The sequence below is a fragment of the Arthrobacter koreensis genome (assembly GCF_035792275.1).
In the GTDB taxonomy this organism is placed as follows: Bacteria; Actinomycetota; Actinomycetes; order Actinomycetales; family Micrococcaceae; genus Arthrobacter_B; species Arthrobacter_B koreensis_A.
On record NZ_JAMWKK010000009.1, the window covers coordinates 32,945 to 55,586 of the forward strand.

16 protein-coding genes and 1 pseudogene are annotated in these 22,642 nt (G+C 64.6%); 8 read left to right on the forward strand and 9 right to left on the reverse strand.

Annotation, left to right across the window (positions count from 1 at the left end; genetic code table 11):
* Positions 1-38: 38 nt before the first annotated feature.
* The 4 genes from uvrA to NGB94_RS10315 all read right to left on the reverse strand — a co-directional run bounded on the left by uvrA (position 39) and on the right by NGB94_RS10315 (position 7,111).
* Complete coding sequence (gene uvrA / locus NGB94_RS10300) at positions 39-2,933, reverse strand: excinuclease ABC subunit UvrA (protein ID WP_325790537.1); 2,895 nt, start codon at positions 2,931-2,933, stop codon at positions 39-41.
* A gap of 54 nt (positions 2,934-2,987) precedes the next feature.
* Entirely contained in the window at positions 2,988-3,365 is a 378-nt protein-coding gene (locus NGB94_RS10305; protein WP_325790538.1) for a GntR family transcriptional regulator, read from the reverse strand.
* A 96-nt stretch (positions 3,366-3,461) separates the two neighbouring features.
* Positions 3,462-5,375 carry an ABC transporter ATP-binding protein gene (locus NGB94_RS10310; RefSeq protein WP_325790646.1) on the reverse strand — a complete coding sequence of 638 codons (1,914 nt, stop codon included), beginning with the start codon at positions 5,373-5,375 and terminating at the stop codon, positions 3,462-3,464.
* A gap of 2 nt (positions 5,376-5,377) precedes the next feature.
* Positions 5,378-7,111, reverse strand: a complete 1,734-nt coding sequence (locus tag NGB94_RS10315; protein ID WP_325790539.1) for an ABC transporter ATP-binding protein — start codon at positions 7,109-7,111, stop codon at positions 5,378-5,380.
* Between the two features lie 134 nt (positions 7,112-7,245).
* Between NGB94_RS10315 and NGB94_RS10320 the strand changes: the two genes are divergently transcribed.
* Positions 7,246-7,887, forward strand: a complete 642-nt coding sequence (locus NGB94_RS10320) for an MBL fold metallo-hydrolase (protein ID WP_325790541.1) — start codon at positions 7,246-7,248, stop codon at positions 7,885-7,887.
* Between the two features lie 43 nt (positions 7,888-7,930).
* Here NGB94_RS10320 and NGB94_RS10325 read toward each other — a convergent pair whose 3' ends face one another.
* Positions 7,931-8,713 (reverse strand): trans-aconitate 2-methyltransferase, encoded by a 783-nt coding sequence (locus NGB94_RS10325; protein WP_325790542.1) that lies wholly within the window; start codon positions 8,711-8,713, stop codon positions 7,931-7,933.
* Between the two features lie 84 nt (positions 8,714-8,797).
* On the opposite strand from NGB94_RS10325, the gene NGB94_RS10330 reads away from it, so the two are divergent.
* From NGB94_RS10330 to NGB94_RS10345, 4 genes are all read left to right on the forward strand, one after another.
* A complete protein-coding gene (locus NGB94_RS10330) occupies positions 8,798-11,338 on the forward strand; it encodes a DEAD/DEAH box helicase (RefSeq protein ID WP_325790543.1) in 2,541 nt (846 codons plus the stop codon).
* Positions 11,339-11,348: 10 nt separating this feature from the next.
* On the forward strand, positions 11,349-11,831 hold the full coding sequence (locus tag NGB94_RS10335) for a GNAT family N-acetyltransferase (protein ID WP_325790544.1): 483 nt from the start codon (positions 11,349-11,351) through the stop codon (positions 11,829-11,831).
* Positions 11,828-13,132: an alpha/beta fold hydrolase gene (locus NGB94_RS10340; protein ID WP_325790545.1), complete on the forward strand. Its 1,305-nt coding sequence runs from the start codon at positions 11,828-11,830 to the stop codon at positions 13,130-13,132. Before NGB94_RS10335 ends, NGB94_RS10340 begins: the two co-directional genes overlap by 4 nt.
* Positions 13,133-13,229: 97 nt before the next feature.
* Positions 13,230-14,423: a hypothetical protein gene (locus tag NGB94_RS10345; protein WP_325790546.1), complete on the forward strand. Its 1,194-nt coding sequence runs from the start codon at positions 13,230-13,232 to the stop codon at positions 14,421-14,423.
* Positions 14,424-14,465: 42 nt separating this feature from the next.
* On the opposite strand, the gene NGB94_RS10350 is transcribed toward NGB94_RS10345, so the two are convergent.
* From NGB94_RS10350 to coaE, 4 genes and pseudogenes are all read right to left on the reverse strand, one after another.
* The gene (locus tag NGB94_RS10350; protein WP_325790547.1) at positions 14,466-14,843 is read right to left on the reverse strand and encodes a hypothetical protein; all 378 of its coding nucleotides are present in this window, start codon (positions 14,841-14,843) and stop codon (positions 14,466-14,468) included.
* 412 nt (positions 14,844-15,255) lie between these two features.
* Positions 15,256-16,251, reverse strand: a pseudogene (locus tag NGB94_RS10355) (TerC family protein); the annotation flags it as partial.
* A gap of 98 nt (positions 16,252-16,349) precedes the next feature.
* On the reverse strand, positions 16,350-18,437 hold the full coding sequence (uvrB, locus tag NGB94_RS10360; protein ID WP_325790548.1) for an excinuclease ABC subunit UvrB: 2,088 nt from the start codon (positions 18,435-18,437) through the stop codon (positions 16,350-16,352).
* A gap of 65 nt (positions 18,438-18,502) precedes the next feature.
* Positions 18,503-19,126 carry a dephospho-CoA kinase gene (gene coaE / locus NGB94_RS10365; protein ID WP_325790549.1) on the reverse strand — a complete coding sequence of 208 codons (624 nt, stop codon included), beginning with the start codon at positions 19,124-19,126 and terminating at the stop codon, positions 18,503-18,505.
* Between the two features lie 102 nt (positions 19,127-19,228).
* On the opposite strand from coaE, the gene NGB94_RS10370 reads away from it, so the two are divergent.
* The 3 genes from NGB94_RS10370 (at position 19,229) to NGB94_RS10380 (ending at position 22,625) form a co-directional block, all read left to right on the forward strand.
* On the forward strand, positions 19,229-19,903 hold the full coding sequence (locus NGB94_RS10370; RefSeq protein WP_325790550.1) for a YigZ family protein: 675 nt from the start codon (positions 19,229-19,231) through the stop codon (positions 19,901-19,903).
* Positions 19,900-21,060: a class I SAM-dependent methyltransferase gene (locus NGB94_RS10375; RefSeq protein ID WP_325790551.1), complete on the forward strand. Its 1,161-nt coding sequence runs from the start codon at positions 19,900-19,902 to the stop codon at positions 21,058-21,060. The genes NGB94_RS10370 and NGB94_RS10375 overlap by 4 nt, the downstream gene beginning before the upstream one ends.
* A gap of 242 nt (positions 21,061-21,302) precedes the next feature.
* Positions 21,303-22,625 carry an ABC transporter substrate-binding protein gene (locus NGB94_RS10380; RefSeq protein WP_325790552.1) on the forward strand — a complete coding sequence of 441 codons (1,323 nt, stop codon included), beginning with the start codon at positions 21,303-21,305 and terminating at the stop codon, positions 22,623-22,625.
* The last annotated feature ends 17 nt before the right edge of the window (positions 22,626-22,642 follow it).

Genomic DNA, 22,642 nt, shown 5'->3' on the forward strand with positions numbered 1-22,642 from the left:
GAATATGTCAGCAGGATTTGCCGGACCGGCAGGCGGCCCTAGCTGAGGATCTCGGCCAGGAACCTTCCGGTGTGGCTGTCCGGAGACTTCGCCACCTTCTCAGGTGTGCCGGAGGCAACAACCATGCCGCCGCCGGTACCGCCGTCGGGCCCCAGGTCAATGATCCAGTCCGCGCTCTTGATGACGTCCAGGTTGTGCTCAATGGTAATGACCGTGTTGCCCTTCTCCACCAGGCCCTGCAGCACGAGGAGCAGCTTGCGGACGTCTTCGAAGTGCAGACCCGTGGTCGGCTCATCCAGGACGTACACGCTGCGGCCGTTGGACCGCTTCTGCAGCTCGGCTGCGAGCTTTACGCGCTGCGCCTCGCCGCCGGAGAGTGTGGTGGCCGGCTGGCCCAGGCGCACGTAGCCGAGACCAACGTCCACCAGGGTGTTCAGGTGCCGGGCAATCGGCGCGAAGGCAGCGAAGAATTCCGCTGCTTCTGCGATTGGCATGTCCAGGATTTCGGCAATGTTCTTGCCCTTGTAATGGACCTCGAGGGTTTCCCGGTTAAAGCGGGCACCGTGGCAGACCTCGCAGGGTACATACACGTCCGGCAGGAAGTTCATCTCGATTTTCAGGGTGCCGTCACCGTGGCAGGCTTCGCAGCGGCCGCCCTTGACGTTGAACGAGAACCTGCCGGGCAGGTAGCCGCGCACCTTTGCCTCGGTGGTCTCGGCAAAGAGCTTGCGGATGTGGTCGAACACGCCGGTGTAGGTGGCCGCGTTGGACCGCGGAGTGCGTCCGATGGGGCTCTGGTCCACGTGGATGACCTTGTCCAGGTGTTCCAGGCCGTCCACCCGGGTGTGCCGGCCGGCAACGTGCTTTGCTCCGTTGAGCTTGCTGGCCAGGACCCGGTAGAGGATGTCGTTGATGAGGGTTGACTTGCCGGAACCGGAGACGCCGGTCACCGCGGTGAAGACGCCCAGGGGCACGCTGACGTCGATGTTGCGCAGGTTGTTTTCCCGCGCCCCAACGATCTTGAGCTGACGGGACTTGTCCACCTTGCGCCGCTTGGCGGGGATTTCGATTTTCCGCCGGCCGGAAAGGTAGTCGCCGGTGATCGAACGCGTGTTGGTGAGCAGTTCGGACAACGGACCGGAGTGGACGATCTCGCCGCCCTTCTCCCCCGCACCAGGTCCTACGTCGACGACCCAGTCAGCTTCGTGGATGGTGTCTTCGTCATGCTCCACCACAATCAGCGTGTTGCCGAGGTTCCGCAGCCGCGCAAGGGTTTCGATCAGGCGGCGGTTGTCCCGCTGGTGCAGGCCGATCGAGGGTTCGTCCAGGACGTACAGCACGCCCACGAGGCCGGAGCCGATCTGGGTGGCCAGGCGGATGCGCTGGGCTTCACCGCCGGAGAGTGTTGCTGCCGGGCGGTCCAGGGAAAGGTACTCAAGTCCGACGTCGAGCAGGAAGGTCAGGCGGGCCTTGATCTCCTTGAGGACCTGCTCGCCGATCTTGGCTTCGCGGTCGGTCAGCTCGAGGTTTTCGAAGAACTCTGCCGCTTCGCGCAGCGGCATGGCGCTGGCTTCGGCAATGTTGCGCTTGTTGATCAGCACTGACAGGGACGCGGGGTTCAGGCGCGCGCCGCCGCACTCGGGGCATGCGATCTCCCGCATGTACTCCTCGTACCGGTCGCGGGAGCTCTCGGACTCGGTTTCCTGGTGCTTGCGCTTGATGTAGCCAATCACGCCTTCGAAGCCGGTCGTGTACTTGCGTTCCCGGCCGAACCGGTTCTTGTACTGCACCACAACCTTGTGGTCCTTGCCGTGCAGCACTGCCTCACGGGCCTTGGCCGGCAGCTTCTTCCACGGAACGTCCATGGAGAAGCCCATGTCCTTGGCGAGTCCGGACAGCAGCCGGTTCCAGTACTCAGTGGTGGCGGTTCCCATGGACCATGGCGCAATGGCGCCGGCGGCGAGGCTGAGGTTCGGGTTGGGAACCACCAGTTCCTCGTCCACCTCCAGCCGGGAGCCGATGCCGGTGCAGACGGGGCAGGCACCGAACGGATTGTTGAAGGAGAAGGACCGCGGCTCGATCTCATCGATTGCCAGGGGATGTTCGTTGGGGCAGGCCAGGTGCTCGGAGAAGCTCCTGGTCCGTTCCGGGCTGTCTTCGGGCAGGTCAACGAAGTCTGCCAGGACGCGGCCGTCGGCAAGCCCCAGGGCGGTTTCAACCGAGTCGGTCAGGCGCTGGCGGATGCCGTCCTTGGCTACCAGGCGGTCGATGACCACCTCAATGGTGTGCTTGTACTGCTTGCCCAGCTTGGGCGGATCGGAGAGCTGGACGGTCTTTCCGTCAACCTTGGCGCGGGAGTAGCCCTTGGCTGCGAGGTCCTTGAACAGGTCGACGAACTCACCCTTGCGTCCGCGGACCACCGGAGCCAGGATCTGGTAGCGCGTGCCCTCTTCGAGCTCGAGGAGCTGGTCGGTGATCTGCTGCGGCGTCTGGCGGCTGACCGGCTCACCGCAGACGGGGCAGAAGGGCGTACCCACGCGCGCCCAGAGCAGGCGCATGTAGTCGTGGATCTCGGTAATGGTGCCCACCGTGGAGCGCGGATTGCGGCTGGTGGACTTCTGGTCGATGGAGACCGCGGGCGAGAGACCCTCGATGAAGTCGACGTCCGGCTTGTCCACCTGTCCCAGGAACATGCGGGCGTAGGAGGAAAGGGACTCGACGTAGCGCCGCTGTCCTTCGGCGAAGATGGTGTCGAACGCCAGGGAGGACTTGCCCGAACCGGAAAGACCGGTAAAGACGATCATGGCGTCGCGGGGAAGATCAAGGTCCACGTTCTGCAGGTTGTGTTCCCTTGCCCCCTTCACGACCAGGCGCGAAAGATCGCCGGAGGGGTGGGGATTGTGGCCAGAAGTCAGTGAAGTCGCGGTAGACACGCTTTCCACTCTAGATCAAAGGCGATTCGAAAACGTATTCGAGGGCGGGCGTGTTCACCGCTGGCGTAGGGCAGCCTGGATGTAGGAGAGGGCGTCCTTGTGATCCACGCCGTTGGCGCTGACGGTCTCGGCGAAAATCCGCGCCGCCTCGGCCACGCGGCGGCGTCCGTTATCCCCCGCAGCGGCAACGACCGTTCCGGCACGGGACCGTGTGGTGACTACCTCGGCGTGCTCGAGTTCCCGGTAGGCCCGCGCCACGGTGTTGACTGCGAGGCCCAGCTGGGCTGCGAGGGTGCGTACGGGAGGCAGCCGGGTACCAACGGGGAGGCTGCCGTCGTTGGCGGCGTCGAGAATCTGCAGCCGGAGCTGTTCGAACGGGGGCACTGAACTTGCCGCATCGATTCGTACCCAGGAGAGCACGCCGTCGTTCATGCCACCGCTTTCTTCATTGCCTGCCCCGGCCGCGGGCGCGGTCCGGTTCCTGGTCCATCTTGCCACGGCGCGCCCGAAGCGGAGCGGAGGCAGGGACTAATCCGGTGCGTCAGCGCTGGCAGCCGGTTCGCTGAACTGGGACTGGTAGAGCTGCGCGTAGAACCCCCCTGCTTCCAGCAGGGCTTCATGGGTGCCCTGCTCCACGATCTGCCCGTCCCGAACCGCCAGGATGACGTCAGCGTCGCGGATGGTGGACAGGCGGTGGGCGATGACAAAACTGGTGCGGGCTTCGCGCAGTGCTCCCATAGCCAGCCGGATCGCGACTTCGGTGCGCGTGTCCACCGAGCTGGTCGCTTCGTCCAGCACCAGGATAGCCGGGTTGGCCAGCCATGCCCGGGCTATGGTGATGAGCTGGCGCTGCCCCTGGCTCAGCGATCCGCCGTCCGCGCTTAGGACCGTGTCATAGCCCTCCGGGAGGGAGCGGACAAAGTGGTCCACGTGCGTAGCCTTCGCGGCCTCAACGATTTGCTCATCGGTGGCGTCCGGCGCACCGTAGGCGAGGTTCTCCCGGACGGTGCCCTCGAAAAGCCAGGCGTCCTGGAGCACCATCCCGATGCTGCGCCGGACGTCGTCCCTCGTCATGGACATGGTGTTGACGCCGTCCAGCAGGATTTCTCCGGAGTCCACGTCATAGAAGCGCATCAGCAGGTTCACCAGGGTGGTCTTGCCGGCCCCGGTCGGTCCGACGATCGCCACAGTCTGTCCGGGCCTGGCCTCGAAGGAGAGGTCATGGATCAGCGGAGCCTCGGGCGAGTAGGAGAAGCTGACGTGCCGGAAGGCAACGTCCCCGCGCACCCGCCCCAGCCGAACAGGGTCTTTGGGGTCCGGCTCGATTTCCTTTGCGTCGAGCAGGGCAAACACACGTTCCGCGGAGGCCAGGCCGGACTGCAGCATGTTGATCAGTCCGCCCAGCTGGCCCAGCGGCTGGCTGAACTGGCGGCTGTACTGCACGAACGCCTGGACGCCTCCGATGGACAGTGCCCCGCCGGCCACCTGGATGCCGCCGACGACGGCAACGGCAACGTAGTTCAGGTTCGATATGAAGGTCATGGTCGGCATGATGATGCCGGAGACGAACTGCGCCCGGAACGACGATTCGTAGAGCCGTTCGTTGCCGGGGAGGAATCCTTCCACCACGCGCTCCTGCTGCCCGAAGGCCTTCACCACGTCCTGGCCGGTGAACATTTCCTCGATGTAGCCGTTGACTTCCCCGGTGGTCTTCCACTGGGCCTTGAACTGCACCTGCGAGCGCCGGGCGATCAGGACGGTCACCAAAGCCGAGACCGGCACCGTGAGCACAGCGATCAGGGCAAGTAGCGGGGAAATCCAGAGCATCATCCCCAGCACCCCCACGATCGTGAGCACGGAGGTGATGACCTGGGTAATGCTCTGCGACAGGGTCTGCGCCAGGTTGTCGATGTCGTTGGTCACCCGGCTCAGGACGTCTCCGCGGGACTGCTGCTGGAAATGGGACATGGGCAGGCGGAAGAGCTTGGCATCCACGTCCCGGCGCAGCCGGTACATGGCGTTCTGCACTATCCGCGCCGTTACGCGTGCCTGCGCCCAGCCGAAAAAGAAAGACGCCAGGTAAATGGCGAGCACAGCCATCAGCAGCATGCCCAGGGAAGTGAAGTTGATGCCCTCCCCCGGAACGGCGTCCATGGCGGCGAGCATGTCCGCCAGCTGCGTCTCCCCTGCAGCCCGCAGCGCCTCCACCTGGTCAGCCTTGGACACACCCGGCGGCAGCGAAGCGCCAATCACGCCGTCGAAAATCACGTTGGTGGCATCACCGAGGACCTTGGGGGCGGTGACCGCGAGCGCCACGGAGACGACGCCGAAGAACAGCACCGCTGCTGCCCGCCAGGTATCCGGGGACAGCAGGCGAAGCAGCCGTGCCGTGGAAGCCTTGAAGCTGGCCGGCCTGGCTGCCGGGCCGCCGCGGCCGTGCATGCTCACAGCGCCTCCTCGGGTGTGTACTGCGAGGAGACGATCTCACGGTACGCCGGGTTCGCTTCCAGCAGTTCCGCATGGGTGCCCATGCCGGCGATCCGCCCTTCCTCCAGGACGATGATCCGTGCGGCGTCGGTAATGGTGTTCACCCGCTGGGCAACCACAACCACCGTGGCGTGGGCAGTCCGCTGTTTCAGGGCTGCGCGCAGCCGGGCGTCCGTGGTGAAGTCCAGTGCGGAGAAGCTGTCATCGAACAGGTAGATGGCCGGCTGGACCACCAGTGCCCTCGCGATGGCGAGCCGCTGGCGCTGTCCGCCGGAGAAGTTGCCGCCGCCCTGCTCCACTTCGTGGTCGAGCCCGCCTTCGGCCGCCCGGACAAAATCGGCGGCCTGGGCAATCTCCAGCGCTTCCCACAGTTCCTCGTCCGTGGCGCCGGGCTTCCCGAAGCGCAGATTGGAGGCGATGGTGCCGGAGAAAAGATGTGCACGCTGCGGCACCAGGCCAATCCCCTGGCGCAGTGAATGCAGGGTCACGGCTGCCGTGTCCTGTCCGTCGATGCTGATGCTCCCTTCCGTGGGATCCAGCAGCCGCGGCACCAGGTTCAGCAGCGTGGACTTTCCCGCTCCGGTTGAACCGATGATGGCGGTCGTCTGTCCCGGCTCGGCCTCAAAGGTGATGTCCTGCAGGACGGGGTCCTCTGCGCCGGGGTAGGTGAACCCCACGCCGGAGAAGGCCAGCCGGCCGCCGTCGTACACCAGCGCGCCGGCATCCTCGGCGTCCCGGACGCTGGTCCTGGTATCCAGCACCTCATAGATCCGCTCGGCACAGACCGCCGCCCGGGGCAGCATCATGATCATGAACATGGACATCATCACTGCCATCAGGATCTGCATGATGTAGGCGATGAACGCCGTGAGCGCACCGATCTGCATCTGCCCGGCGTCGATCCGGAAAGCACCTAGCCACACCACGGCGACCGTGGCGAGGTTTGCGACCAGCATGGTGGCAGGAAACAGCAGGGCCAGGTGCTGGCTCACCCGCAGCTGGGTACCGGTGAGGTCCTGGTTGGCGCCGTCGAACCGCTGCTTCTCCGTACGCTCGCGCACGAAGGCGCGGATGACCGCGATTCCCATAATCTGTTCGCGGAGCACTCCGTTGACCCGGTCGATCTGTTTCTGCGCCCGCCGGAACAGCGGCACCAGCCGGCGCAGCACGAGCCCGATGATGATCACCAGGACCGGGAGGATCAGCAGCAGGATCCCGGAGAGCGGGATGTCCTGGTCAAGGGCAAGCAGTACCCCGCCCACGCCCATGATCGGGGCGGAAACCATCATGGTCATGGTCATCAGCAGGGACATCTGCACCTGCTGCACGTCATTGGTGGTCCGGGTGATGAGCGACGGAGCCCCGAACAGTCCCACTTCACGCGCAGAGAAGGTCTCCACGTTGGTGAAAAGGGAACGGCGGACGTTCCGTCCCACGCGCATGGCGGTGCGGGCCGCGTAGAAGGTGGCCGCGACGGAGCAGACCACCTGGCCGGCCGTGACCGCGAGCATCCAGCCGCCGATGTTCATGATCGTGGCGGTGTCGCCCTTCACCACGCCCTGGTCGATAATGTCCGCGTTGAGCGTGGGCAGGAACAAAGTGGCGGCGGTCTGCAGGAACTGCAGGATAACGACGGCGGCTACCGCACCTTTGTACGGGGCCAGGTTTTCGCGAACGAGCCTAAGAAGCACGTATCCTCCCGGAACTGCCGGGGCGTTCCGGCACCATCTGAACGTACGCCCGGCGCGGCCCGGCGGCAAGGTATCACCGGACACGCAGCCCGCCTGTCCTGCGGCGGGCCGCCGGAGACGTTTAGACTGGCGCCATGCTGGATACCAGGAACGTTTCGATTCGCCGCGCCTCGGTTGGCTCCATGGACAACAACGTCTATGTGCTCACCGCCAAGAACTCGGGCGCCCAGGTGCTCATTGATGCCGCAGATGATTTCCCGCGCATTCAGGAACTGCTCGACGCCGGAGCAGCCGACAGCGCTGCGGGCCGGGCCGCGGTGCAGATGATCATCACGACGCACAGCCACTGGGACCATGTGCGGGCCCTCGCGGAAGCCAAAGCCGTTACCGGCGCCCGTACCGCTGCCGGCGGAGCGGACACGGCAGACATTGAGGTGCCAACGGACGTACCGCTTTCCCACGGAGACGTGCTGGACTTTGACGGGTTCGATTTGGAAGTCATCGCCCTGCGCGGCCACACCCCCGGCTCGGTAGCCCTGGTCTACCGGGACCCGGAGGGCCCGGCGCACCTGTTCACCGGCGACTCCCTGTTCCCCGGCGGAGTGGGAAACACCCAGAAGGATCCCGAACGCTTCACGGCGCTCTACAACGACGTAGTCGAACGTATATTCGAACAGTTCCCGGATGACACCCTGGTGCACCCGGGCCACGGGGCCGGAACCACCCTTGGCGAGGAACGTCCGCACCTGGCCGAATGGAAGGAACGCGGCTGGTAGGCCCGCCGGCCCCCCCTGGCCGTTGGCCGGGCCGGAATTCTGCTCAGCTTTTCCGGCCCACCATGAAGATCCGGCGGAACGGCAGAACGGTTCCCCACGGCTTTGCTGGATATGCCTGCCGCAGCAGCGCACCGTATTCCGCTTCGAAGGCCTGGTAGTCCTGCGGATCCAGGGCAGCGATGACGGGGCGGAGAGCCGTGCCGCGGACCCAGTCCAGCACGGGATCCGGTCCGGTGAGGACCTGGACGTACGTGGTCTCCCAGACATCCGCGTCGAAACCCGCGTCCAGGAACAGCTCCAGGTATTCCCCGGGCTCGGCCACTGAATCGGTGCCGCGCAGCACCCCTGCGAGCGCGGGCGCAAAACGCGGGCTGGCCGCCAGTTCCCGCATCAGGGCGTGGGACGGCGCTCCGAAGTTCCCCGGAACCTGGACGGCGATCCAGGATCCCGGATCCATGGCCTTGGCCCAGCGCGTGAGCAGCTCCTGATGTCCCGGTACCCATTGCAGCGCAGCATTGGAGAGCAGGACACCGGCTCCCGGTCCCGGCTCCCAGTCCTGGATTTGCCCCTGGGCAAAGCTGAGGTTGTTTTTCGAGCGGGCCTTCGCATTCCGGATCATGTCCGCAGAGGAATCGATGCCGGTTACCGGGCTTCCCGGCCACCGTTCGGCCAGCACCGCGGTGAGCGCCCCGGTCCCGCAGCCCAGGTCCGCGGCCCAGGCCGGCTCCGTGTCCGGCTCCCCGGCACCGATCCGGGCCGCGAGGTCGAAAAACGGCCGGTCGCGGTGGTCTGCGAACTGTGTGTAGCGTTCCGGGTCCCATTTCATGCCTGCGAGCCTAACAGCGCCGTCGTACGCCCTCCGGGAACGGCGGCGGGTGATTTTTGCCGCCGGGCTAGGCTGGTAGGTGAGATGAAACTACTTGATTCGCTTCCCGCGGCAGCCAGCGGAACCACGACCATCGATCCGGACGAGGTTTACACGTCCTTCCTCGAGTGGGTGGAAGGACGCGGCATGTCCCTCTACCCGGCACAGGACGAAGCCGTGATGGAGCTGGTTACCGGGAACAACGTCATCCTTGCTACCCCAACAGGTTCGGGCAAGTCGATGGTGGCCATCGCGGCGCACTACTACGCGATGGCACTGGATGAGCGCAGCTACTACACCGCTCCGATCAAGGCACTCGTCTCGGAGAAGTTCTTCGCGCTCTGCGACATTTTCGGAGCAGAGAACGTCGGCATGGTGACCGGCGACTCATCCGTCAACAAGGACGCCCCCATCATCTGCTGCACCGCGGAGATCCTGGCCAACATTGCCCTGCGCGAAGGCGCCGACGCGGACATCGGCACCGTCATCATGGACGAGTTCCACTTCTACTCCGATCCGCAGCGCGGCTGGGCCTGGCAGGTGCCGCTGCTGGAACTGCCGCAGGCTCAGTTCCTGCTGATGTCCGCCACCCTCGGCGACATGACCCGGATCAGCACGGACCTCTCCAAGTCCACTAACCGCGACACTGTCACGGTGTCCTCCGTTCAGCGGCCCATTCCCCTGCACTACTACTACGTTGAGACCCCCGTGCAGGAATCGCTTGAGGAACTGCTCGCGACCAAACAGGTTCCGGTTTACGTAGTGCACTTCTCCCAGATCGAAGCGATCGACCGTGCCCAGGCACTGATGAGCATCAACGTCTGCACACGCGAGGAGAAGGACCGGATTGCCGAGCTGATTGCCGGTTTCAGGTTCGCCCCCGGGTTCGGCAAGACCCTGAACCGGCTGGTGCGCCACGGCATTGGCGTGCACCATGCAGGCATGCTGCCCAAGTACCGCCGGCTGGTTGAGCAGCTGGCCCAGGCCGGGCTGCTGAAGGTCATCTGCGGCACTGACACGCTGGGCGTCGGCATCAACGTGCCGATCCGCACCGTGCTGATCACGGCACTGTCCAAGTACGACGGCGTGCGCACCCGTCCGCTGAACGTGCGGGAGTTCCACCAGATCGCCGGGCGCGCCGGCCGCGCCGGATACGACACGGCCGGCACCGTTGTGGTCCAGGCACCGGAGCACGTGATCGAGAACGCCAAGGCGATGGCCAAGGCCAAAGCCAAGTTCGGCGATGACCAGAAGAAGCTCCGCCAGGTGGTGAAGAAGAAGCCTCAGGCCGGGTTCGTGTCCTGGGGAGAGCCGACGTACAAGAAACTGGTCGAAGGTACCCCTGAGCCCCTGACCTCCAGCTTCAACGTCACCCATGCCATGCTGCTGAACATCCTGGAGCGTCCCGGGGATCCCTTCGCTGCAGCCAAGCGGCTGCTGACGCACAACCACGAGACCCGGGCCTCCCAGCTGCGCCTGATGCGCAAGGCACTTGGCATCTACCGTGAACTGAAGACCGCCGGGATTGTTGAAAAGCTGCCTGAGCCGGATCCGGACGGCCGCACCGTGCGGCTGAAGGTGCACCTGCAGCCGAACTTCGCACTGAACCAGCCGCTCTCCCCGTTCGCCATGGCAGCCCTGGAGATCCTGGACCCGGAGAGCCCGTCCTACGCGCTCGACGTCGTCTCGGTCATCGAAGCGACACTCGAGAAGCCTCGCCAGATCCTCTCCGCCCAAGAGAAAAAGGCACGCGGCGAAGCCGTGGCAGCCATGAAGTCCGAAGGCATCGAGTACGAGCAGCGGATGGCCCTGCTGGAAGAGATCACCTATCCGCAGCCGCTGGCAGACCTCCTGTTCCAGTCCTTCGAGGTCTACCGTTCCGGCGCCCCGTGGCTGGGCGACTTCGAACTGACACCCAAGTCGGTGGTAAGGGACATGTATGAACGTGCCATGAGTTTCAGCGAGTACGTGGCGTTCTACTCCCTGGCCCGTTCCGAGGGCGTCGTGCTGCGCTACCTCGCGGACTGCTACAAGGCCCTGCTGCAGACCGTTCCGCCGGAAGCGCTCCGCGAAGACCTCTCGGACATCATCGAATGGCTGGGTGAACTGGTCCGGCAGACCGACTCCTCGCTGCTTGACGAGTGGGAGGAACTCGCCGCCGGCATTGACTCCTCCGCCGGCAGCGAACCGGTCCTGCCGCCGGCGCCGGAAAAGCTCACCGGCAACACCCGGGCCTTCCGGGTTATGGTGCGCAACGAGATGTTCCAGCGCGTGAAGCTCTTTGCGGACGAGGACGACGCCGCGCTCGGTGCCCTGGACGGCGGTTCCGGCTGGGACGCCGGCCGGTGGGCCGACGTGCTGGACGCGTACTTCGATGAACACGACGACATTGACGACGGCCCCGACGCGCGCGGGCCGTCCCTGCTGATCATCAAGGAACAGCCCGGAAAGTGGGAGGTACGGCAGATCTTCAAGGATCCGGCCGGCCACCTGGACTGGGGCATCAACGCGGAGGTGGACCTCGCCGCCTCCGATGAAGCCGGCACACCCGTCATCCGCGTGATTCACGCCGGCCGGCTGGACTAGGCTGGAAACCATGCAAATTCGAGCTGCGCGCAGAGACGATGTTCCGGTAATCCTTGAGCTCATTCATGAGCTGGCCGTCTATGAAAAGGAACCGGACGCGGTCAAGAACACTCCGCAGGCACTGGAACAGCACCTCTTCGGCGACCACCCCGCTGTCTTCGCCCACGTGCTGGAGGACGAAGGCACCGTTCAGGGTTTCGCCCTCTGGTTCCTGAACTACTCCACCTGGGAAGGCGTCCACGGCATCTGGCTGGAAGACCTCTACGTCAGGCCCGAGACGCGCGGCCGCGGCTACGGGAAGGCCTTGCTGCGTGCCCTGGCACAGACCGCCGTCGAGCGCGGCTACGCCCGGGTTGAATGGACCGTCCTGAACTGGAACGAACCCTCCATCCTGTTCTACAAGTCCCTGGGCGCCCAGCCGATGGATGAGTGGACCACCTACCGCCTGACCGGTGAAGCGCTGGAGGACTTCGGCACCCGCGGGGAAGCATGAGCGTTCCGCACACTGCTTCGGAACCGGTTTCCGTCCGCGGCATGCGGGTAGTGGAGCACCGGTTCACAGTGCCGCTGGACCACTCCGCCCCTGACGGCGAGCAGATCACCGTCTTTGCCCGCGAGTACTCAGACCCCGCGGTGGCGGCCGCCGGCGAGCTGCCCTGGCTGCTGTACCTGCAGGGCGGTCCCGGCGGAAAGGGCAACCGGCTGCTGCAGCTTGGCGGCTGGACGAAAGCCGCATCCCGCCGCTTCCGCATCCTGATGCTTGACCAGCGCGGCACCGGGCTCTCCACTCCCGCCAATCGGCAGACCCTCGCTCAGCGCGGGAGCGCGGAAGCGCAGGCGGAGTACCTGGCCCATTTCCGGGCCGACTCCATCGTCGCCGACGCCGAGCTCATCCGGTCTGCCCTCGGCTCCGGACCGTGGAGCATTTATGGCCAGTCCTACGGGGGATTCTGCGCGCTGACATACCTTTCCTTTGCTCCTGAAGGCCTGAAGGAAGCGCTGATAACCGGTGGTCTGGCACCCCTGTGGGGACCCGCAGACCGGGTGTATCAGGCGACGTTCAACCGGGTGGCTGCCCGTAATGCGGAGTACTTTGCGAAGTATCCCGGGGACCGGGCACTCACCACGCGGATCGCCCGGCATCTGGAGTCGGTTTCCGAATATCTCCCCGACGGCACCCGGCTCACGCCCCGTCGCTTCCAGATGGCCGGCTCCTACCTTGGCGGCAACACCCGCATGGACGGGCTGCACCATCTGCTGGAAGAAGCCTTTCTGCAGACCGCTGACGGCCTGCGCCTTTCCGACACGTTCCTCGCCGGCCTCCGGCAGCTCGCTGAACGTTCCACCAACCCCCTGTATGCGCTGATGCATGAGTCGATCTACGGCCAGGGCCAGGCCACGAACTGGGCCGCCTGGCGGGTGCTGCAGTCCCGTCCCGACTTCCAGCCCGATGCCGCAGAGCCGCTGTACACCGGCGAAATGGTCTACCCCTGGTACTTCGAGGAGGATCCGGCCCTGCGTCCCCTGCAACAGACCGCGGACCTCCTGGCAGCCAAGTCCGACTGGCCGGACCTGTACGACCGCCGGCAGCTCGCTGCCAACACCGTGCCCGTTGCCGCTGCCGTATACACGGATGACATCTACGTGGACCGTGATCTGTCCATGGAGACCGCGGCAGCAGTGCAGGGCCTGCAGGTGTGGGAAACGGATGAGTTCCACCACGACGGGATCGCCGACGACGGCGAGGGCATCTTCAACCGGCTGCTGGGCATGGTGCGCGGGGACAAGGGCTGAACGCCACACTCCGGGCGGATTTGGGCGTGCCGTAGCTGGCGCCCTGAAGAGGGAATATCCTGACGGGAAGAAGCTAACAGCGGCGGAAGGCCTTCCCATGGCACCGAGTACGCGTTACGGCACTGCCCCCAAACCCGGCGTTCCCAGGCCGGATGCACCACCCTGGCGGCGGGTCACCTCCACTGTCCTTGGCATCCTTGCCGCGCTGCTGCTCGTCGCTTCGGTGGCCGCCGGCTACGCCGGAAGCCTCGTGGCGAACACTGACCGCTATGTAGCCGTCGTAGGCCCGGTGATCCAGGACCCGGCGGTACAGGCGGATCTCTCAGAACAAATAGGCGACCAGGTCACCAGCCGGCTCGATGTGAACACCGCTGTCAGTGATGCCTTGTCCAACCTGGATGACTCGCGGGCGTCGCAGGCCCTCTCCGCAGCACTGGCACCGGTTATCGCCGACCGTACGAATTCGCTCATCGACAGTACTGTTTCCCGGGCCGTCTCCAGCCAGGCTTTTGCAACCCTCTGGGTGGACGCGAACCGCAGGGCACATGAACTGCTGGTCCGCGCAGTCGAGGATGATCCGGGCGGCATGGCATCGATCGCCTCCAACGGGGATATCACTGTTTCCACCACCGCCATGATCGGGGAGGTCAAGTCCCGGCTCCTGGCGCAGGGTGTGTCAGCGGCTTCGGTAATTCCGGACGACACCGGCGGGAACTACACGGTGTTCAACGCCCCCGGTTTGGCTTCGGCACTGTCCGCCCTGGATACGCTCGGAAGGATTGCTGCGGTTCTCCCCTGGCTTACTGCTGCCGCGGCCGCGGCAGCAGTACTGATTGCCCCGCGGGGCCGGCGGCTTCGGTCCGGCCTGGTGATCAGCATTTCCAGCGCCGCAGCAGCCCTGGCAACCGTGCTTCTCCTGCGGTTCGTCCAGCAGGCCGGCGTGGACTCGCTCGGCACTAGTGCCGCAGTCTCACCCGATGCTGCGCTTGTCCTCAGCAACGCGTTCCTTGACCCCCTCGCCGCAGCGCTGCGAACGGTCTTCGTTCTTGCCCTGCTGGCCGTCCTGGTGCTCTCTGCTGCTGCCAGCCCGTCGCGGTGGCAGCCCTGGGCCATGCGGCACCAGCGGGTGTACCAGGCGGTTGCCGCCGGGATCACCGTGCTCGTGCTCTTCCTGCCGGGCCTCAGCGCCGGGATAACGGCGGGCATCGCCCTGGTGCTGGTGGGATTCATCGTGGTCCTGGAGGTGCTGGGCAGAAGAACGCGGACACCGCTTGATGCGGTGCCCGCGTAATGCCGGCTTGCGGAACGTGTCCGCATTCGGATGCGCCGTCCGTCAGGCCAGGGCTTTCTCCTTGAGCCGGCCGAACTCGTCGTTGGTGATGAGCCCTTCATCGAGAAGGGATTTAGCCGAGCTGATTTGCTCAGCAGCGTTCTGGGTTCCCGCTGTGCGCCGAATGTATGCCGCGGCCTGTTCCTCCGATTCACTGGCGCGGCGTGCGCTCCGGGCGGCCATGCCGCTGCCACGGGCAATGACGTACACCAGGGCGGTCAGGTAGGGAACGAAGAGCAGGAAGAAGATCCAGACTGCCTTCGCCCAGCCGTTGAGGCTGTCATCGCGGAACAGGTCCACGAAGATCTGGAAAAGCAGGATCAAATACGCGAAAACAAAGAAGACCGCAACGATCGACCATAGTACTTCGAAGAAGTTCATGGCTGCTCCTTTAGAGCGTCAACGAAAACGAAATAACCCGCTGGGGCCGTGGATTTCCCCTCCGGGGAGGGACAGTGATTCCACTGGCAGGCTAGCACCGGGTCGAGAACGTGGAGCCGGTGCACACAAACTGTGTGCGGAAACAACGGCGGCGGTTCCCCTGCCTGAATGGCCGGGGAACCGCCGCTGGATGCGTGCCGGGAACCTATTCCTTGTCGGTGCCGGGCCTGCGCGGATCGGAGGCGAGGAACCTCGCGCGGGCCTCATCACTGATCTCGGGCAGGTCGACGTCGGACCGGGTCTCCGCAGCCTTCTCGGCGGCACGGTAGGTCTTGGTGACGTCGTCGTAGGCCTGGGCGCGCTCGGCATGCGGAGCGTCCTCACCCAGGCTTCGGTAAACCTTCAGCGCGGATTCAAGGGAAGCTACGGCCTGCACTGCCTTGGCCTTGGGGCTCAGCAGGCTGGCGACAGTGGCAATCACGATCGTACCCAGGATCACGGCCAGGGAAACGAAGGTCGGGATCTCCGGTGCCCAGGCAACGGACTCACCGCCGTTGATGAACGGCAGTTCGTTCACGTGCAGCGCGTGCAGGATCAGCTTCACGCCAATGAAAGCGAGGATGACCGAGAGGCCGTGCTTGAGGTATATGAGCCGGTCCATCAGCCCGCCAAGCAGGAAGTACAACTGGCGCAGCCCCATCAGGGCGAAGATGTTGGCAGTGAAGACAATAAACGCACTCTGCGTCAGGCCGAAGATCGCGGGAATGGAGTCCACGGCGAACATCAGGTCGGTGACGCCGATGGTGATGAACACGATGATCATCGGGGTGAACACCTTCTTGCCGTCCACCACGGTACGGATCTTGCCGCCGTCGAAGTTCTCAGTCATCGGCAGGAAGCCGGTGAGTTTGCGAACCAGCTTGTTGTCGCTGCCGCCTTCCTCGTCTTCGCCGTTGTCCGTCGCCTGCTTCCAGGCGGTCCAGAGCAGGAACGCACCGAAGAGGAAGAAGACCCAGGAGAAGTTCTCGATCACTGCAGCGCCCACAATAATGAAGATGCCGCGCAGAATCAGGGCGATGATGATGCCGAACATCAGCACTTCCTGCTGGTACTTACGGGGTACCGAGAAGCGGGCCATGATGATGATAAAGACGAACAGGTTGTCGATGCTGAGGCTGTATTCAGTTACCCAGCCGGCCACGAACTGGCTGCCGTATTCCGGACCGGTGAAGATGAACATCATCACGGCGAACAGCAGCGCCAGCCCAACGTAGAAACCAACCCACAGGCCGGCCTCCTTCATGGACGGCTCGTGCGGCCTTTTGACGACCAGGAGCAGGTCGAAGAGCAGTACAAGCCCCAGGACAATGAACGTACCGACCTCGAAAGCGAGGGGTAATGCGGGCATGGGGAACAGACCTTTCAGAGCACGGAAAAAGGCGGGGAGTTCCCGTATCCGCTACGGAACTGCCCCACCGCCGCCAAGCAGTCTACCCCAGGGTCCGCTTAAGCGTGCCCCGCGTTCTGCATTTGGCGCAGTTCCTTTTTCAGGTCGCCGACCTCGTCGCGCAGCCGGGCAGCCAGTTCGAACTGGAGCTCGGCTGCCGCAGCATGCATCTGTTCCGTCATCGACTCGATCAGCCCGGTCAGGTCCTCTGCGGGAGCAGCGGCAAGTCCGTCCTTCCGGATGGTCTTGGCGCCCTTCCCCTTGCCCTTCGTCTTCTTCTTCGCCGCTTCCTCAAGCAGGGCCTTGGTATCGGCGTCTTCCCGGGCCAGTGAATCGGTGATGTCCGCGATCCGCTTGCGCAGCGGCTGCGGGTCGACCCCGCGTTCCTTGTTGTAGGCCACCTGGATTGCGCGGCGGCGGTTGGTCTCGTCAATGGCATGGGCCATCGAATCCGTGATCCGGTCCGCGTACATGTGAACCTGCCCGGACACGTTACGTGCGGCACGTCCGATGGTCTGGATCAGCGAGGTGGAGCTGCGCAGGAAGCCTTCCTTGTCGGCGTCGAGAATCGAAACGAGGGAGACCTCCGGCAGGTCAAGGCCCTCACGCAGCAGGTTGATGCCCACCAGCACGTCGAAGGTGCCCAGCCGCAGTTCGCGGAGCAGTTCCACACGGCGGAGGGTGTCGACGTCGGAGTGCAGGTACTCGACCTTCACTCCGTTCTCCAGCAGGTAGCCCGTGAGGTCTTCGGCCATCCGCTTGGTCAGCGTGGTGACCAGCACCCGCTCATCCTTTTCGGTGCGGGTGCGGATCTCCGCCAGCAGGTCGTCAATCTGGCCCTTGCTGGGCTTGACCACCACTTCAGGATCCACCAGGCCGGTGGGCCGGATGATCTGCTCCACCACGCCGTCTGCCTTGCCGAGTTCGTACTTGCCCGGGGTAGCGGAGAGGTAGACCGTCTGCCCGATCCGCTCGAGGAACTCATCCCATTTCAGCGGACGGTTGTCCATGGCCGACGGGAGCCGGAAACCGTGCTCAACGAGGGTCCGCTTGCGGGACATGTCACCTTCGTACATGGCGCCGATCTGCGGGATCGTCACGTGGGACTCATCCACCACCAGCAGGAAGTCGTCCGGGAAGTAGTCCAGGAGGCAGTGCGGTGCAGTGCCCGGTCCGCGGCCGTCGATCCAGCGCGAGTAGTTCTCGATGCCGTTGCAGAAGCCCATCTGCTGCATCATTTCCAGGTCATAGGTGGTGCGCATGCGCAGCCGCTGCGCTTCCAGCAGCTTGTTCTGGCCCTCCAGCTCGGCCAGCCGCTCGCGCAGTTCGTCCTCGATGCCCTTGATGGCACGGTTCATCCGCTCCGGACCGGCGACATAGTGCGATGCCGGGAAGACGTACATTTCCTGTTCGTCGCGGATCAGGTCGCCCGTGAGCGGGTGCAGGGTCTGGATACTCTCGATCTCATCGCCGAAGAACTCGATCCGGATGGCCTGTTCCTCGTACATCGGGATAATTTCCACGGTGTCCCCGCGTACCCGGAAGGTGCCGCGGTGGAAGTCCATGTCATTGCGGACGTACTGCATGGAAACGAACTTGCGCAGGAGGTCGTCCCGGTTCATCTCCATGCCGCGGCGCAGTGTGACCATGCCCTGGATGTACTCCTCAGGGGTGCCCAGGCCGTAGATGCAGGACACGGTGGCGACGACGATGACGTCCCGGCGGGTCAGCAGGGCGTTCGTGGCCGAGTGCCGCAGCCGCTCCACCTCCTCGTTGATGGAGGAGTCCTTCTCGATGAAGGTGTCCGTCTGCGGAACGTAGGCTTCGGGCTGGTAGTAGTCGTAATACGAAACGAAGTACTCCACCGCGTTGTTCGGCAGCAGTTCACGGAACTCGTTGGCGAGCTGGGCAGCCAGCGTCTTGTTCTGCACCATCACCAGCGTTGGGCGCTGCACCTGCTCCACCAGCCAGGCCGTGGTGGCGCTCTTACCGGTACCGGTGGCGCCCATCAGGACAACGTCCTTCTCACCGGCCTGGATACGCTCGGCAAGCTCCTTGATGGCAGTGGGCTGGTCGCCCGCCGGGGAGTACTCGCTGACTACTTCAAAGGGGGCTACGACTCGTTTGATGTCCTGCGCAAGACTCATGGTTCAACGCTACTCCGCGACGCGGTCAGGTGCTGTCCGTATTGCTGACGGCATAACGGCTGTCCCTATCCGCCGGCGGCCCGCCGCCGCTCGTGGTTCAGCGGTACGAGCCGGGAACGCCACAACTCCTGCACCGCTTCGACCAGCTCTTCGGGCGTACCCGTGTTTTCGAGCACAGCGTGGGCCACAGCGGCGCGGTCCTCTGCCGTCGCCTGCGCGTCGATCCGTGCCCGGGCATCTTCGGGCTTCATCCCCCGGTCCCGGACCATACGTGCCAGCCGCTCCTCGACCGGTGCCTCCACTACCAGCACAAAATCAAAGTTGCCGGCCTGCCCTGTCTCCACAAGCAGCGGTATGTCCTGCACCAGGATGCCGTCTTCAGGGACCTGCGCCGCCAGTTCCGCAGCCCGGGCGCGGACCAGTGGATGGACGATCGAATTGAGCGCCGCGCGCTTCTCCTCATTCCCGAACACAATCGCAGCGAGTGCGGGGCGGTCCAGGGTTCCGTCAGCGGCAAGCACCTGCGGGCCGAAAGCATCGACGACGGCGGCGAGTCCTGCAGTGCCCGGTTCCACCACCTCCCGGGCCAGGGCATCAGCATCGATTAGCACGGCTCCGCAGTCCACCAGGGTCCGTGCCACAAGTGATTTGCCGGCAGCGATTCCGCCGGTGAGACCTACCTTCAGCATGGCCACCACCCTACCCCCGGGCTCGGGCTGCGCGTTGTTTTACGCGCGCTTGCCGTTGGTCCGCCGTCGGGCGCGGCATACCGGGCCAACTAGACTGGCAGGGTGAGTGAAATCCAGGCAGCGGCAGGACGCTACACGACCATTGCCCGGGACCACCGCACCGAACTCGACATCAAGCGCTCGCGGTTCATTACCGTGCTGCGGCGGACCGAAACCGAGGATGAGGCCCGCGAGCTCATCGCCGAACTGCGCCGTGAGTTCCATGACGCACGGCACCATTGCAGTGCCTTTGTCCTTGGTCCGGGCCGGGAGGTCCAGCGTTCAAGCGACGACGGCGAGCCCTCCGGCACCGCCGGGATTCCGATGCTCGAAGCACTGACCAAGCGGGAGACGTTCGACGGCGCTGCTGACCTCAGCGACATCACCGCCGTCACGGTCCGCTACTTCGGCGGGATACTGCTCGGCGCCGGCGGTCTGGTGCGGGCATATTCCGAATCCGTCTCCTCAGCACTGTCCACCGCTCCCCTGGTGCGTCGGCGCCGGATGCAGCTCTACACGGTTCCGGCCAGCCACGCCGGTGCCGGACGGCTTGAAAATGACCTGCGCAGCGCAGGCTACACCGTGCGCGGCACCGAGTACGGTGCCGGCGGTGCCGTAATTACCGTCGCTCTGCCGGACGTCCCCGGCAGCACCCTGAACTTCCAGGAGCATCTCGCCTCCCTCACCGCCGGAGACACCTCGGCGGAACTCCTTGCCACTGAATGGATTGACCTGTGAGCACCGACTCCGCCTCCTTCGACTTTGACCTGCTCAGCCGCGCCCCTGATGTGGAAGCGGAGAACCTTCAGGCATTCGACGCTGCGGACAGACTCCTGCTCGATACAGCGGCCGGGGACCTTGCGGACGCCGCCCGGCAAGGGGACGGCGCCGTCGTCGTCGTCGGTGATTCCTACGGCGCCCTCACGCTGGGAGCCGCCGCACTGCATTCCCTCCCCGGAATTCGAGTGCAGCAGGATCCGCTCTCCGGTGAGCTGGCGCTTAAGCGCAACGCGGAGCGCCTGGGCTTGACCGGAACCTACTCCCACAGCAGCCTGGAGCCGGCGCTGGCCAGCGGTGCCCGGCTCGTCCTGCTGCGTCTGCCGCGTTCGCTGGATGCCCTTGAAGAGATTGCGCGGCTCCTTGCCGTCCACGCCGCCCCGGATGTCCGGATCTATGCCGGCGGCCGGATCAAGCACATGACCACGGCCATGAACGATGTCCTCGGGCGTTACTTCGGCTCGGTCACGGCGAGCCTTGCCCGGCAGAAGTCCCGTGTGCTGACGGTCAGCGGTCCGCTTCCGGAGGACAAGCTGCCGCCGGATCGTTTTCCGCTGGAGGCGGCGTATGACGTCGGCCTGCCCGCCCCGCTTCAGCTGCGGGCCCGCGGGGCAGCCTTTGGCGGTGCATCGCTGGACCCCGGCACCCGTTTCCTGCTGCCGTTCCTGGCCCGGGCGCGCGCTGCCGGGGAAGCTGTCGACCTGGGCTGCGGCAACGGGGCGATAGCGGCCTACCTCGCCCTGGCCCGGCCGGGCATCAGGGTGCTGGCGTCTGACCAGTCCGAGGCGGCGGCAGCCTCGACAAAGCTGACGCTGGCAGCCAACGGTATTGCAGGCCGTGCCGTCGTGGAACGCGCGGATGCCCTGAGCTGGCTTCCGGACCGGTCCCAGGACCTGGTGGTGCTGAACCCGCCTTTCCATATCGGTGCGAGCGTGCACACCGGAATCGCCTTCAAGCTATTCTCCGACGCGGCCCGGGTGCTGCGTCCCGGAGGCGAACTCTGGACGGTCTGGAATTCGCATCTGGCCTACAAGCCGGCTTTGAACCGCCTTGTGGGGCCCACGGAACAGGTGGCCCGCAACCCGCGGTTCACGGTCACGGTGACCTCCCGGCGCTAGTTACGACGTTTTCGTCAGAGGAAACACGAGAGAGCGCTCTCTTGACAGTGAACCGCGTCACATCTAGGCTCTCTGCAAGATCAGAGAGCGCTCTCTGGAGCGGTTCGGAATTTTATCGGGCCGCAACGGGCTCTTTGGAACAGATCCACAGATAGCGTCCCGTTCCAGGACAAGCCCAGTTTCCATTCGGCACGGTCCTCCCCCGGGATATCAACCGGCAAAACACACACAAAGGAGTGACCGTGAAAAAGTTCCGACATTCAGCAGCTGTCGTGGCAGGAGCCGCGGCAGTTGCCCTGCTGGCCGCAGGCTGCGGCGGAGGCGGCAGCAACAACAGCGGGCCCGCTTCGGAGGACAATCCGATTGAACTCTCCGTGACCACGTTCGGCACTTTCGGTTACGACGATCTCTACGCTGAGTACGAAGAGGCCAACCCCGGCATCACCATCAAGGCCAACAACATTGACACCGGCGGCAATGCACGGACCGATCTCTTCACGAAACTTGCCGCAGGCTCAGGCGTCAGCGACGTAGTTGCAATCGAAGAGGGCTGGCTCGGCGCCATCATGGAGGTCTCGGACAAGTTCGTCGACCTGAACGAATACGGTGCCGAGGATATCAAGGACAACTGGGTCGACTGGAAGTACAAGCAGGGCACAGACCCCAGCGGCCGCGTCATTGGCTACGGCACCGATATTGGACCGCAGGGAATCTGCTACAACGGGGATCTCTTCGAGGCAGCAGGCCTGCCGAGCGACCGCGAGGCCGTGGCAGATCTGCTGGGTGGAGAGAACGCCACCTGGGAGAAGTACTTCGAGGTCGGAAACCAGTACAAGGACGCGAGTGGAAAAGCCTGGTTCGACCAGGCCGGCTTCGTGTGGAACTCCATGGTGAACCAGATGCCAGAGGGCTACTACACGAAGGACGGCGAGCTGAACATCGAGGGCAACGATGCGATGATCGCCAACTTCAAGATGCTTTCCGGTTCGATTGACGACGGGCTGTCCGCGAACCAGGAAGAGTGGAAGTGGAACAACGGTCAGTCGTTCCTCGACGGCACTTTCGCCACCATGGTTTGCCCCGGATGGATGCTGGGGAACATCCAAGGCGGCATCGAAACCGCAGGCGGTTCCACGGATAGCGGCTGGGACTTCGCAGACGTGTTCCCCGGGGGTGCGTCCAACTGGGGCGGCGCTTTCCTCTCGGTTCCGGAAACTTCGGACCACAAGGAAGAAGCTGCCAAGCTCGCTGCCTGGCTGACGGACCCCGAACAGCAGATCAAGCAGTCCGCAGCGGCCGGCAACTTCCCGAGCACTCTTGAGGCCCAGGAACAGCTTGCCGAGGAAGCCACCCCCAACGAGTGGTTCAACAACGCTCCTACCGGAGCAATTCTGGCCTCGCGCGCCGAAGGCGTAGAGGCACAGTTCAAGGGACCGGACGATTCAGTTATCCAGGAGAAGGTCTTCGGACCGGCCATCGATGACATGGAGACAGGTACCGCGAATGCGGACCAGGCCTGGGAAAAGGCCCTGAAGCTCCTCAACGACCTGGTCATCAACAACTAACAGCACCGCACGCGGGG

Coding starts and splice junctions, on each gene's coding strand:
- coaE (WP_325790549.1), bottom strand. CDS start 19,126: ATGCTGAAGGTAGGTCTCACCGGCGGAATCGCTGCCGGCAAATCACTT.
- NGB94_RS10310 (WP_325790646.1), bottom strand. CDS start 5,375: ATGCACGGCCGCGGCGGCCCGGCAGCCAGGCCGGCCAGCTTCAAGGCT.
- NGB94_RS10305 (WP_325790538.1), bottom strand. CDS start 3,365: ATGAACGACGGCGTGCTCTCCTGGGTACGAATCGATGCGGCAAGTTCA.
- NGB94_RS10340 (WP_325790545.1), top strand. CDS start 11,828: ATGAGCGTTCCGCACACTGCTTCGGAACCGGTTTCCGTCCGCGGCATG.
- NGB94_RS10335 (WP_325790544.1), top strand. CDS start 11,349: ATGCAAATTCGAGCTGCGCGCAGAGACGATGTTCCGGTAATCCTTGAG.
- NGB94_RS10330 (WP_325790543.1), top strand. CDS start 8,798: ATGAAACTACTTGATTCGCTTCCCGCGGCAGCCAGCGGAACCACGACC.
- NGB94_RS10345 (WP_325790546.1), top strand. CDS start 13,230: ATGGCACCGAGTACGCGTTACGGCACTGCCCCCAAACCCGGCGTTCCC.
- uvrB (WP_325790548.1), bottom strand. CDS start 18,437: ATGAGTCTTGCGCAGGACATCAAACGAGTCGTAGCCCCCTTTGAAGTA.
- NGB94_RS10320 (WP_325790541.1), top strand. CDS start 7,246: ATGCTGGATACCAGGAACGTTTCGATTCGCCGCGCCTCGGTTGGCTCC.
- NGB94_RS10350 (WP_325790547.1), bottom strand. CDS start 14,843: ATGAACTTCTTCGAAGTACTATGGTCGATCGTTGCGGTCTTCTTTGTT.
- NGB94_RS10325 (WP_325790542.1), bottom strand. CDS start 8,713: ATGAAATGGGACCCGGAACGCTACACACAGTTCGCAGACCACCGCGAC.